14 protein-coding genes are annotated in these 12,032 nt (G+C 34.9%); 10 read left to right on the top strand and 4 right to left on the bottom strand.

The window, feature by feature from the left end; all coding sequences use genetic code 11:
* Window positions 1-62 precede the first annotated feature (62 nt).
* Both LG276_RS01440 and LG276_RS01445 read right to left on the bottom strand, forming a co-directional pair.
* The gene (locus LG276_RS01440) at window positions 63-362 is read right to left on the bottom strand and encodes a hypothetical protein (RefSeq protein ID WP_404293237.1); all 300 of its coding nucleotides are present in this window, start codon (window positions 360-362) and stop codon (window positions 63-65) included.
* Window positions 359-565 carry a helix-turn-helix transcriptional regulator gene (locus LG276_RS01445; protein ID WP_095371063.1) on the bottom strand — a complete coding sequence of 69 codons (207 nt, stop codon included), beginning with the start codon at window positions 563-565 and terminating at the stop codon, window positions 359-361. Before LG276_RS01445 ends, LG276_RS01440 begins: the two co-directional genes overlap by 4 nt.
* Before the next feature lie 969 nt (window positions 566-1,534).
* Between LG276_RS01445 and LG276_RS01450 the strand changes: the two genes are divergently transcribed.
* From LG276_RS01450 to LG276_RS01470, 5 genes are all read left to right on the top strand, one after another.
* Window positions 1,535-2,047: a sigma-70 family RNA polymerase sigma factor gene (locus LG276_RS01450; protein WP_322910326.1), complete on the top strand. Its 513-nt coding sequence runs from the start codon at window positions 1,535-1,537 to the stop codon at window positions 2,045-2,047.
* Entirely contained in the window at window positions 2,040-3,356 is a 1,317-nt protein-coding gene (locus LG276_RS01455) for a DUF4179 domain-containing protein (RefSeq protein WP_404293240.1), read from the top strand. The genes LG276_RS01450 and LG276_RS01455 overlap by 8 nt, the downstream gene beginning before the upstream one ends.
* 470 nt (window positions 3,357-3,826) lie before the next feature.
* On the top strand, window positions 3,827-4,030 hold the full coding sequence (locus LG276_RS01460; RefSeq protein ID WP_251163438.1) for a hypothetical protein: 204 nt from the start codon (window positions 3,827-3,829) through the stop codon (window positions 4,028-4,030).
* A gap of 328 nt (window positions 4,031-4,358) precedes the next feature.
* The gene (locus tag LG276_RS01465) at window positions 4,359-4,877 is read left to right on the top strand and encodes an SRPBCC family protein (protein WP_404293242.1); all 519 of its coding nucleotides are present in this window, start codon (window positions 4,359-4,361) and stop codon (window positions 4,875-4,877) included.
* Between the two features lie 85 nt (window positions 4,878-4,962).
* Complete coding sequence (locus LG276_RS01470) at window positions 4,963-5,616, top strand: uridine kinase (RefSeq protein WP_404293244.1); 654 nt, start codon at window positions 4,963-4,965, stop codon at window positions 5,614-5,616.
* Window positions 5,617-5,717: 101 nt separating this feature from the next.
* On the opposite strand, the gene LG276_RS01475 is transcribed toward LG276_RS01470, so the two are convergent.
* The gene (locus tag LG276_RS01475) at window positions 5,718-6,317 is read right to left on the bottom strand and encodes a LysE family transporter (RefSeq protein WP_341104931.1); all 600 of its coding nucleotides are present in this window, start codon (window positions 6,315-6,317) and stop codon (window positions 5,718-5,720) included.
* Window positions 6,318-6,418: 101 nt separating this feature from the next.
* Here LG276_RS01475 and LG276_RS01480 point away from each other — a divergent pair, with 101 nt between their 5' ends.
* The 3 genes from LG276_RS01480 (at window position 6,419) to LG276_RS01490 (ending at window position 9,067) form a co-directional block, all read left to right on the top strand.
* The gene (locus LG276_RS01480; RefSeq protein WP_404293246.1) at window positions 6,419-7,846 is read left to right on the top strand and encodes a PLP-dependent aminotransferase family protein; all 1,428 of its coding nucleotides are present in this window, start codon (window positions 6,419-6,421) and stop codon (window positions 7,844-7,846) included.
* A 36-nt stretch (window positions 7,847-7,882) separates the two neighbouring features.
* The gene (locus tag LG276_RS01485; RefSeq protein WP_251163434.1) at window positions 7,883-8,242 is read left to right on the top strand and encodes a hypothetical protein; all 360 of its coding nucleotides are present in this window, start codon (window positions 7,883-7,885) and stop codon (window positions 8,240-8,242) included.
* Between the two features lie 372 nt (window positions 8,243-8,614).
* Window positions 8,615-9,067 carry a helix-turn-helix domain-containing protein gene (locus tag LG276_RS01490; RefSeq protein WP_404294359.1) on the top strand — a complete coding sequence of 151 codons (453 nt, stop codon included), beginning with the start codon at window positions 8,615-8,617 and terminating at the stop codon, window positions 9,065-9,067.
* Between the two features lie 126 nt (window positions 9,068-9,193).
* Here the strand turns inward: LG276_RS01490 and LG276_RS01495 are convergent, their stop codons facing one another.
* A complete protein-coding gene (locus LG276_RS01495) occupies window positions 9,194-9,556 on the bottom strand; it encodes a helix-turn-helix domain-containing protein (RefSeq protein ID WP_224938913.1) in 363 nt (120 codons plus the stop codon).
* A gap of 201 nt (window positions 9,557-9,757) precedes the next feature.
* Here LG276_RS01495 and LG276_RS01500 point away from each other — a divergent pair, with 201 nt between their 5' ends.
* Window positions 9,758-10,969: an MFS transporter gene (locus tag LG276_RS01500; protein ID WP_404293248.1), complete on the top strand. Its 1,212-nt coding sequence runs from the start codon at window positions 9,758-9,760 to the stop codon at window positions 10,967-10,969.
* Complete coding sequence (locus tag LG276_RS01505; RefSeq protein WP_251163453.1) at window positions 10,969-11,811, top strand: aldo/keto reductase; 843 nt, start codon at window positions 10,969-10,971, stop codon at window positions 11,809-11,811. The genes LG276_RS01500 and LG276_RS01505 overlap by 1 nt, the downstream gene beginning before the upstream one ends.
* Window positions 11,812-12,032 lie beyond the last annotated feature (221 nt).

The raw sequence follows: 12,032 nt of genomic DNA on the forward strand, positions 1-12,032 counted from the left end.
ATACTTGATTAAGAAGTTATATATGAGCATAGTTAATTTCTCAAAGTGTTGTAATGTATTATTTAAATACGTTTAACTACAGCTAAATATATTGAAGAAACAATGCTTTGAATAAAAAAAACAATCATAACGTAATAAATAAAATATTCTTTTTGGATTACATCTAAGATTGCTACTAATGCCACCCCAAGAAGTATCCCCCCAGATAATATTGAATAAGAGAGCGACTTAATCTTAAAAAGTAATAGCTCACCTCTTTCATCCATTGATTCTTTTTTACTTTCAAATTTTGCTTTATATACTTCTGAAACTATAACCAGTATTGCTAAACTTATAATCAATGATGTAGTTAACGTGATCATACAACTTCCTCCTTAAATTTAAATACTTCTGTAATTTCTTTCCCTAATGAATTAGAAATCTTAAATGCTAATATCAATGAAGGGTTATATTTGTTTTTTTCCAATGCTGCAATCGTTTGACGACTAACACCTACGTCATCGGCTAAGTGTTGTTGAGTCCATTTTTTCTCAGCCCTACCAACTGATATAAAGTTTTCCAGCATATGAAGCCTCTTTTCTATATGATTTCTTATAAGTTAAATGTAATATATTTTTTACAAAATGTAAAGTATTTACGACAATTAAATTTATCATAATTAGATTATTCCCTTTAATGGTTCAATCCCCTCTAATAATTCAATTACACTAAATTGTTTGTTAGGTTAATACCTTAATATTTTTCTGGTAATGAAATAATAGATTGATAATACGTAGGGGGCATATTACCAAGTGAATGTGATAAAGAGGAATGAAAGATTAGTAAAACAAAACTCCTCTAAGTGTAGGAGTTTTTTGTCTAAGTCTCTTTTCTAAAATATCTCCTCATAATGACTATAACCTCATCCAATTTGTCTCTGTTGTGGAATTTAGTCTTACCGTATTACAATATTCGTGTTTAAAGTAATTTCTGAAAAATGGTCAAAAATTGTTCCTGTTTAAGGCGGAATATAACCTGGTATTTTTTACGTCCATCATTGATTTTTAGTTATGTAGGTTATTTGGAGTAAATTAAGGGAAAATATGTTTATTTTTTCGGTGGTCTACGTTCTTTAGAAAATTTCAATTGTATAGTAATCAAGAAGAGCGAAATTGTTTAAAATTAATAGAAGTAAATGATAAAAATTGTACAGTTTTTAACAAGAAATTACTTCGAGTTGCTCGAACTTTTTTTCAATCCAACAAAATGTATTGATTTCAAATAAAGTGCGAAGTTTCACCTTCTTGGAATATGCTTGTCCTAGGGGGTTTTTTAGGGTGAAAATAAGATAACATGATGTTTCTCCAAACTACCAACCGTAGCTTCTAACATTAGACTTGTTTTTTAAAAGGACTTTTACAACGGGTACACCTTAGGAATAGATTATTCGATTATCAAATACCAAAAAATTCTGCAGAAAGTAAAAACTTAAGACTTTTTGTTTCTTTGTTATGTCTAATAACTAGAAAGAGAAAAGGGGGAAGCGCGCTTGGAAGTGAAAAACCTAGTCAATAGAGCAAGAAAGGGAGATGATGATGCTTTCTACGAATTAATCCAAATCCATAAAAGTAGACTATTAAAAATAGCCTTGGGTTACTTACATAATGAGGAGGAGGCCTTAGAAGCATTGCAGGAAGTAACTTTTAGGGCTTATCTTTCATTGAATAAATTGAAACATGCAGAATACTTCTCAACATGGGTTATCCGGATTATGCTTAATTACTGCCATGATCAAATTCGTAAAAGAAAAAGAATCGCAGATCCTAAGTATATTGATAATTTAATAGTAACGAAGAATGACAACCAGACGTTAGAAATAGAGGAAGCATTACTAAAAATAGATGCACGTTTTCGAGAAGTCATTATTTTAAAGTATTATAACGATTTAAAGATAAAAGATATTGCCGAAATTCTCGAAAGGTCGGAGAGCACCATTAAAACCTGGCTATACAAAGGCCTAAAAGCACTTCAGGTTCAATTAAATAAGGGGGGTGGGCTAAATGTTTGAAAGAGAAGAAAGTGAGTTGGCTGAATCAAAAAAAATAATGAAGGATCTATCCATTTCTGACGATCGCTCTGACCAGGCAATTCTAAGGGGGATACAGCAAGCAAAGGCAGAGAAAAAGAAAAAGAGAGTGCAGCTGCCCATTAAGACATTCACTGCTGCATGTATTTTAGGGCTTTCGTTTATTACATCTGTTAATGTATCCGAACCCGTTGCATATTACATGTCAAATGTACCTGGTATGGGGAAAATTGTTGATTTTGTCCGATATGACAAAGGGCTACTTGCAGCTGTTGAAAATAATTACATACAAAAAGTGGATTCAAGTGTGAATAACAAAGGTATAGAGTTTACTTTGAATTCAATTATTCATGATGAAAAATCATTGATCATTTTTTATGAATATCAATCAGATGAAGAAGACGTAGTTATTACTCCAGAAAGCTTTCAATTGCTTAATGAAAAAGGAGAGGTATTGCCTTATCATATAGTTGGTGAATATTGGAATGATAATCCGGATTCTTTGCTGGAAATCAGGGTTCCTTTAAAAGAAGGGGATAATCTGCCAAATGAACTAATTCTTTCAACTCAGCTTTCTAAAGATAAGAAACTTCTAGACGGAGTTTGGGAAATTCCCTTTACTTTAGATAAAGGTAAAATTGTTGGAAAGAAAGTGTATAATGTGGATAAAACATTAGAAATTGAAGGACAGCAATTAACTATCAAGGACGTAACAATGTATCCTTCTCAAACAGCTGTACATGTATATTATAATTCGCAAAATAGTAAAAAGATATTTGGTATTAATGACTTGCATCTAATAGATGAGAAAGGAGAAACATGGAATACAAGTGTAATAGAGACTACACAAATCAATGAGAACGAAACAATCATTTATTTACAGAGCAACTACTTTACTAATCCTAAAGAATTATATTTGCGTTTCAATTCAATTCGTGCGCTTGATAAGGAAGAGCTCAATGTTGAAGTAGACCCGATAAAAAAGAAAATACTTAAGGCACCGAAAGACGGGAAATTAACAGATGTAGAGATAGAGCAAGGCGAGATGTCCATTAAATTAGATACGAATCCGAATCAATTCAAATCAGCAATTTTTAGGCATGCAATTGGTGCAGATGGAAATGTAATAAGTAAGGATGAACCATATGGTATCTCCTATTCCTATGTCGACGACTATGTATTGTATTCCGTTCCTTTCCCATCTGAAGCAACTGACTTAGGACCTGTTAAACTTGAATTGCTTGATTATCCAGCCTCTATCAGTGCAGAGGCTAATGTGAAAATAAAGTAATAGCCCAATGCAAATGTCATCAGGTACTCCGTTAAATAAAAGGTGAATTTTTTATAAAAAACCACTGTCTGTAAGCACATTTGCTTTCTCTTTGGGGAATTACCAAAGGGATTAAAGACCTCTTAATAATAATCTCGACTGAATCTAATAGTTCCTCATTAAGGTAATATGTGCTTACAGTTCCTGTACATGGGGATTATAGTCTCCCTAGTAACATACCCTTTTCATCGATGAGGATGGTACTGTAATGCAGTAGTGACTAAGAATGAGATAGTCAACTTCCAGGTTGAGACATATTTGGATGATTCGCTTGTTACATCCGAGTATACCGGGGTTCCTAATATGTCAGATGAAGATTTGCTTGCAGAAGAGCCTTATGAGATTTAACCGATGGTGTAAAAGCAGCGGACCTGTTGGGATTGCTGGAGTAGTAGATTACTTTAATTACCCTAGAATAGGTGGGTGTTTCTATGAATAAAATTTTAGCGATGTCTATTTTGGGATTGGGCATTAGTGGTGCTGCTTTAATAATCTCAGTCCCTCTATTATTCAAATCACCAATAGGAAACTTTGAGCTGACATTTGCTGTTGGCTCAGCAGTAGCTTGTGTGGTGTTCACAGTCTCGTCTCTGTTCCTTCGAAAACGTTTAAATGAATTTGATGACAAAAAGTGAAGACAAGATGATGAAAATCCTGACCATGAGTAGGTAGGGATTTTCATCATTTTATCAATTTAGACAACACATTTATGTTAGTAATTATTAACTAAGGGTTATAATGATTTTAGTTAAAAGTGTGAGATAGTTATACATTTGCACCTAGAAAACAGCTAGATGCAGGTTAATAAACTATTTGAAGCATATTCGTCATATTTAATTTTGATCAAACTTATTCCAAATCAGCATAAATTGCGATGTTTCTACCCTTTGGACATGATGATTCAGAGAGGTTTTTTATCGGAAATTTTATTTCGCAAACGGGCATAGTTTAAGATGAAACTTTTTGTTAACCTTAATAAGGAATAAAAATGTAAAGGAGAAAAAGATGACTAAATACGGAAAGTTATATGAAGTGAATGGTCGTTATGTTTTGCAATTTGAACGTTTGTTTACCCATAAACCAGAGAGTGTTTTCCGCTACGTAACAGATCCTGATTACTTTACCAAGTGGTATCCGTTTGCAACTGGAGAGATGGATCTTAATGAAGGTGGCAAAATAGCTTTTGATGATGGCGAGGGGACGAAGTACGAAGGCATAATTACTGAATACCAACCACCTGTCGTCTTTGCCTTTCATGAAGGCGCTGATTTGCTAAGAATCGAGTTACAAAATACCGATGACGGGTGCCGAATGAATTTTCAGCATACATTTGATGACCGGTCTTGGGCAGCGGCAACAGCAGCAGGATGGCATCGCTGTCTTGATGCATTGGTTATGTTGGCTAACGAACAGCTGCCCGAATGGCCGGATAACGGAGCGGAGTTAAGGGAGTTTTATCGGGAAGCATTTGATTCGAATTAAGTGGAGAATATAGCACTCATCATTAGAAGTATAGACATCTTAAAAAGTAAGTTGAAAAAAGCAAATCTAGTGACGGGGGAGATTGATGGATAAGTTAATACAAGACATCCTAAATTGGATTACAATAACGGATAAAAAGCTTATTATTGGTATTTCCGGACATGGTGCTGCTGGAAAAACAACGTTTGCCAATAAGCTTATAAACGTATTAAATCAAGATGGAGTGAATTATATAAATACAGACCCGTATATTGTTAGCTCGAATATACGAAAACATGCAATGATTGACTATACATATCAAAACGAAAATCATCGTTATAAAATGACAGCTTGCCACCCATCAGCGCATCATTTGTTATCTTTAGAAAGAGATGTTCAGATGATTAGAGATGGTTTAGATTTATACACAATGCATACACATTATATGAAAAGCGAATTAATTTCCTCGAGGAATAAAGTAACGATTGTTGAGGGAATGAGTGTAGCATTTATTCATCCTGATTTATTTGACTTGAAAATTTATTTCTATACAGATGGTGAAACTGAATTATTAAGGAGGTCGAATCGGGACATCGTTGAAAGGGGAGCAGATCTCAATTATTTAAGGCAATCCCATGAAGAACGAAGGATACAGTACGAAGTGTTTATGCATCCATACAGTCAGGATTTTGATATTATTATAAATACGTCTGCAGCAGCGATATGTATAGAGAAAAATACATTTGAAGTGAAAGAATAAACTACTTTTTTAAAAAGGAAATCTTACCTTTTAAGCCTTCTCCCTTGCAACTAGACAGAAGGCTTTCGCTTTTTACATATGAAATGATAATTCCAAGGATATTACATTAAATCAAGAAAAATATAAATGGCTGTACCCCAGATAAAGATAGCAGAGAATTTATTAAATAATTGCAATACATTTCTTTTGCCATCTAACTTTTTCACAAATGCTCCTGCGATCATTAGCCCAAAGAACCAAATCCAAGATACTGTAATACAAGTAATTGTAAAAAGAAATTGTTCTTTTCCAGCATATTTTATTGCACTTACCCCAATAACACCGACTATATCTAAGATGGCGTGAGGGTTTAAAAAAGAAACAGATAAAGCAAAGATAATTTGTTGACGAATAGGTAAAGCTTTATTCGTTTTTTTTGTCGTTTCGGATTTCCAAATGACATATCCCATATACAATAAAAATAAGATACCGGTAATCATTAAAATTACTCGTAACCATTCAAATTGAAGGACAATCATTGATAAACCAAATACAGATAATAAGATTAAAAGTGTATCAGAGATTGCAGCTGTTATCGTGGCTGGAAGTGCCTGAGCCAATCTAAGTTGCGTTGCTCCTTGAGAAAATACAAAGACATTCTGTACCCCTAAAGGTAAAATAAGTCCGAATGCCAAAATTAATCCGTGCAGAATAGGTTCCATTCAAATCAACTCTCTTTCAATTACTATCGTACTATGATAAAACTGAAAGAAAACAACCAATTGGATGGTTTTTTATCCACCCAATTTAAGGGGGGATTATCTTGAAATGGAAACCGAATAGTGATTCTCATTTAACTTTTCACGAACAAATTGTAGATTGGATGAAATTTCGTATAGAAAGTGGAGATTGGGCGGTTGGAACAAAAATCCCCACACAGCGTCAACTAGCGATACAATTTAATGTCAATAGAAGTACAGTTCAACTTGCTCTTGATGAACTGAAGGCAGATGGTTTACTTCAATCAAAATTAGGATCAGGTGTATTTGTAACTCATACTTCTTGGAATGTACTTTTAAATAAAACTCAACCGAATTGGAAAAAGCATATTGAATCAAGTATCCATAGAGCAAATGACCATACCATTCAACTTATCAATGAATACGAGCAATATAATCATATCATTCGCCTTGGAACAGGTGAATTATCACCGGAATTACTCCCAACAAAACAACTTGAACAGTCATTAAAAGAAATCACCCTTGATGCAAAATCTATCGGTTATTCATCACCAAATGGAAATGAAAGACTTAGAAGAGTATTATGTGACTATCTGAAAAGAAGAGGTATTCATTCGGAACCAGAGAACATTCTAATTGTTTCTGGCGCCCTTCAGGCGCTTCAACTAATTGCCATTGGATTATTAGAAGAAGGCTCTGTGATTTTCCATGAAGAGCCATCTTATTTAAGTTCTATTCATCCTTTTCAATCTGCTGGCATGCGTATGCATACGGTAATGCGTAATCACCCGAAATTAGCTGAGAACTTAAAAGTTTTTAAGAGGAAAAAACAATCTATATTTTATTGTGTTCCGACATTAAATAATCCTACTGGAGTTAATTGGTTGTTGGAGGAAAAGAAAAATCTATACAATATATGCAAAGAGTTACAGATTCCTATTATTGAAGACGATGTATATCATGAATTACTATTTGATCATCCTTTACCTACCTTAAAGTCTTTAGATAAGTCAGGACAAGTACTGTATCTTGGTAGTGTGTCGAAAACATTAAGTCCTGGGTTACGTATTGGATGGATTGTCGCACCTTCACCTGTGGTTGAACGGCTAGCTGATATAAAAATGCAAACGGATTATGGTTCAAGTGCTCTTTCTCAAGAGATCGTCGCACATTGGATATCAACTGGTTTATACGAAAATCACTTAAAAAACCTTCGTGAACAACTAAAGAACAGAGCGGCATTTATTGAAAATATACTAGAAAAGCAATTTAGAAAGATTGCTACGTGGAATAAGTCAGAGGGTGGCTTTTACATTTGGTTAAGGTTTAATAAACCTATCGTAAGCAAAGCACTATTTCTAAACCTTCTCAATCAAAATATTTTAATCAACCCAGGTTATATCTATCATTCAGGTGATTCTCACCATATAAGACTGTCGTATGCGTATGCTTCACTAGCAGAAATAAAAGAAGGTCTACATGCTTTATTATTACTCTGTAATCATGAGTGAATACTACTAAATAATAGAAAGTGATGAGAAGTCTACATGGAGTCAATTAACCAAGAAATACAAGAGTTATCCGTTAAATCCTTAGAGTCTACATTTAGTAAACTTTCAAATGCTTATAAAAGCATGACTGAAAAGGGGTCCAATACTACTCTTGTAAGAAAGAGACGAGACGCTATAAGAGTCGGTTTAGCTAGCTTAAAGAATATTTGGAACGGTGAAGACTTCTCATATGAAGAAGAAGTTATTCTAACATCTAAAGATATTTTGCAAAGTACTATTCCACCTATTGAAAAACAGATAGCAAAAGCAAAAGATGGTAGTCCTCAAAAAACAGTAAATGAGCGACGATTAATTGCGCTTCAACTGGCGATTGAATCATTGGAGAACCGTCTTTAAGATGTGGCTTACAACATTAAGGTGCTTTATCATCTGCCCTATTGGTAAATATTAGGTGTAAGATGTTTGTATAGATAAACTTATATAAAGCTTTGATAGAAACGGTCACTTCCTTTTTTACTTTAGTGGTATAAGGGAATGGCCGTTTTCTTATACTGGAAATTCCCCCACGGGTATCTTCAAATAGAAAACAGCATAATAAGTATAAATGACAATGGGAAATATAGGTAAAGTGATAGCTGATATAATATAACATGGTAAAATAATTACTCATTTTATCCCGCAACTATTCGTTTACATCGTTGCAACGACACGGTTCTTTACGTTTAGTTAGAGATGCAAATATACTGGAGTTGTTAGGAGATGAAGAAAATGGATTTCCCCCAAAAATTAAAAGAACAACGTTTGAAACATGAAATGTCTCAACAACAGCTCGGTGAATTACTTAAAATTAGTAGACAATCAGTATCAAAATGGGAACGTGGAGAAGGATATCCCAGCATTGAATCTCTCATTCAACTAAGTGAAATTTTTGATATTACCATTGATGAATTATTAAAAGGAGATAATCATTTGAAGGAGAGCATTATTGAAGATGGAAAGCAATTAGCGTATCCAAAGTTAAAGTTGTTTTTTGATCTTCTTCTGCTTGTTGGCTTATTTTTAGTTGTTATCAAAATTCTTATCGCAGTGGGTAATAAATTTTTTGACTTTAATATAACGTTTTTCCAAGGTTCGATTCTTTATGCGTTTCTTCCATTCACTGCTTCAATCATTGGAGCGATTGGGAGTGAAACGTTGGCAAAAAAATATAAAACGGAGTAAGAAAATTTATTTATAAAGAGAGGGAGAAGCTTCAGAGGGTATGCCATTGAAGCTTCTCTGTTATGTTTGGAGTTTAGCCATTACCTCTATAAAAATGTCCTGTTTTGAGCCCGTTTATTACTTATTCTATTCGTTCAATATACTTTCTTCTAATACCGAGAATTTATCCCCATATAGCTTGGTCAAATGGTTCTCTCCCCAGGCACATAATGAATTTAAGATTTCTTCTAAGCTTTGTCCGTATTCGCTGAGTTCGTATTCTACTTTTGGTGGGACTTGATTGTACACGATACGATTGATGACACCATCCTCTTCAAGCTCGCGTAGCTGTTGGGTAAGCATTTTTTGTGTGATGTTAGGCATGAGACGCTTTAATTCGCTTGTTCGCTTTTTGCCATGTGTGAGATGACAAAGGATTACACATTTCCACTTTCCTCCGATGACTTCTAAAGTTGCTTCGACAGAAATATTGTATTTCTTCTTCTGCATTCTTGTTTCCCTCCTTAGGAACTAAAAAGTACCTATATTACTTTCTGGTTTCTATATCACCTTAAAGTGCGTACTTCTCTTTGTGTTCTATATGTATCATAATAACATTTGCCGGCAGATTGAAACGATACTTTCCTTTAAAATTATTATGTTCGAAAAGGAAATTTTCCATTTATATAAAAGAAAAAAGGTGAAGAATATATGAATCTAAGCAGAAAGCAAAGCACAATGGCCTTGCTTACTTTGGCAGTAAGTGCCTTTGCAATCGGGACGACTGAATTTATCAGTGTTGGTTTATTACCCCTTATTGCAAATGATTTAAGTATTCCGGTAACCACTGCAGGGTTAACGGTTTCTCTATATGCCTTAGGGGTAACATTTGGTGCCCCTGTTTTGACATCTTTGACATCGAGAATGTCCCGCAAGACTTTATTACTTTGGATTATGATTGTTTTTATAATCGGGAATACGGTTGCTGCCTTTTCAACGACTATAGGGTTATTACTCGTTGCACGTGTGATCTCAGCATTTTCCCATGGGGTCTTCATGTCAATCGGATCGACAATCGCTGCTGATTTAGTTCCAGAAAATCGAAGAGCGAGTGCGATTTCCATTATGTTTACGGGTCTGACGGTCGCTACTGTTACAGGTGTTCCGTTTGGCACCTTTATCGGTCAACAATTAGGGTGGAGAGCAGCGTTTATGACGATTGTCATTATTGGTGTTATTGCTTTAATTGCTAATAGTATTCTCGTTCCATCACATTTACGAAAAGGGGTCAAAACATCCTTTCGTGATCAACTGAAACTTGTGAAAAATGGCCGGTTATTGCTCTTATTTATCATTACAGCACTAGGTTATGGTGGAACCTTCGTCGTGTTTACCTTCTTATCGCCATTGCTTCAAGATATCACTGGATTTGAAGAAGGAACTGTAGCAATCATTTTATTGGTTTATGGCATAGCGATTGCAATTGGGAATATGGTTGGCGGGAAGTTATCGAATCAAAATCCTATCCGCGCATTGTTCTATATGTTTATTGTACAGGCGTTTGTGTTATTTACTTTGATGTTTACAGCACCTTTTAAAGTGGCTGGATTGATAACGATTTTTCTAATGGGGTTATTAGCATTTATGAATGTGCCGGGTTTACAAGTCTATGTGGTGATGTTGGCAGAGCGCTTTGTTCCGAGTGCAGTGGATGTCGCATCTGCCATCAATATTGCAGCATTTAATGCTGGTATTGCCATTGGCTCTTATTTAGGTAGTATGATTACGGATTCGATTGGACTGATTCATACATCTTGGATTGGAGCGCTTATGGTTTTAGTGGCAGCTGTTTTAACGGGGTTTAGCAGAGCTTTGGAACGAAAAGATCAAGAAAATAATATCACTTTGGAGGTTGAAAGATGATGGTCAAACATTTACAAGATACTACTACTTTGCATAACGGTGTGAAAATGCCTTGGTTTGGATTAGGTGTTTTTAAAGTGGAAGAAGGTCCTGAATTAGTAAACGCAGTAAAGTCAGCGATTAACCATGGATACCGCAGCGTGGATACAGCAGCAATTTATGAGAATGAAGTAGGTGTAGGTGAAGGTATCCGAGAAGGTATAAGAGATGCAGGGATTTCTAGAGAAGAGCTATTTGTCACTTCTAAAGTTTGGAATGCTGATTTAGGATATGAATCAACAATCGCTGCTTATGAAGCAAGCATAGAGAAGCTTGGTTTAGCGTATTTAGATTTATATTTGATCCATTGGCCGGTTGAAGGGAAATATAAGGATGCTTGGAGAGCTTTAGAAACGCTTTATAAAGAAGGTCGTGTAAAAGCCATTGGAGTGAGTAACTTTCAAACTCATCATCTGGAAGAACTAATGAAGGATGCTGAAATTAAACCGATGGTTAATCAAGTAGAATGCCATCCGAGGATATCTCAAAAAGAGTTACAAGTATTTTGTCAAGACAATGGGATTCAGCTGGAAGCATGGTCACCATTAATGCAAGGACAATTGCTAGATAATAAAGTGTTACAGGAGATCGCGAACAAGCATCATAAGTCAGTTGCGCAAATTATTTTGCGTTGGGATTTACAGAATGGGATTGTCACCATTCCAAAATCAACAAAAGAGCATCGAATTGTAGAAAATGCAAATGTGTTTGATTTTGAATTAACGAGAGAAGAGATGCAAATCATTGATGGATTAAATCAGAATCTTCGTGTAGGGCCAGACCCAGACAATTTTGATTTTTAATAAAGAACTTGTAGTGTAGGGATGCATACTTTCCCTACACTTTTTCATGTGTCCTGCATGAGAGAGGTAATCAGCTTTTATCTCGAATTAGTCTGACGAATGAAAATCAGCAGTCTTTTTTTATAGCATCAGTTATATATTATAGAAGGAATTATGCCCCCTTTATAGAAATAAAGGGAGAGTTAAAGGTGATTGATTCATTGCATGGTTAGTACAAAGGA

This window comes from Cytobacillus kochii (assembly GCF_044790165.1).
GTDB classification, from domain to species: domain Bacteria; phylum Bacillota; class Bacilli; order Bacillales; family Cytobacillaceae; genus Cytobacillus; species Cytobacillus kochii.

Excerpts from the sequence above, each read along its gene's own strand:
- LG276_RS01440 (WP_404293237.1), bottom strand. The coding sequence starts at position 362 with ATGATCACGTTAACTACATCATTGATTATAAGTTTAGCAATACTGGTT.
- LG276_RS01445 (WP_095371063.1), bottom strand. The coding sequence starts at position 565 with ATGCTGGAAAACTTTATATCAGTTGGTAGGGCTGAGAAAAAATGGACT.
- LG276_RS01455 (WP_404293240.1), top strand. The coding sequence starts at position 2,040 with ATGTTTGAAAGAGAAGAAAGTGAGTTGGCTGAATCAAAAAAAATAATG.
- LG276_RS01460 (WP_251163438.1), top strand. The coding sequence starts at position 3,827 with ATGAATAAAATTTTAGCGATGTCTATTTTGGGATTGGGCATTAGTGGT.
- LG276_RS01470 (WP_404293244.1), top strand. The coding sequence starts at position 4,963 with ATGGATAAGTTAATACAAGACATCCTAAATTGGATTACAATAACGGAT.
- LG276_RS01475 (WP_341104931.1), bottom strand. The coding sequence starts at position 6,317 with ATGGAACCTATTCTGCACGGATTAATTTTGGCATTCGGACTTATTTTA.
- LG276_RS01485 (WP_251163434.1), top strand. The coding sequence starts at position 7,883 with ATGGAGTCAATTAACCAAGAAATACAAGAGTTATCCGTTAAATCCTTA.
- LG276_RS01490 (WP_404294359.1), top strand. The coding sequence starts at position 8,615 with ATGGATTTCCCCCAAAAATTAAAAGAACAACGTTTGAAACATGAAATG.
- LG276_RS01495 (WP_224938913.1), bottom strand. The coding sequence starts at position 9,556 with ATGCAGAAGAAGAAATACAATATTTCTGTCGAAGCAACTTTAGAAGTC.
- LG276_RS01500 (WP_404293248.1), top strand. The coding sequence starts at position 9,758 with ATGAATCTAAGCAGAAAGCAAAGCACAATGGCCTTGCTTACTTTGGCA.
- LG276_RS01505 (WP_251163453.1), top strand. The coding sequence starts at position 10,969 with ATGGTCAAACATTTACAAGATACTACTACTTTGCATAACGGTGTGAAA.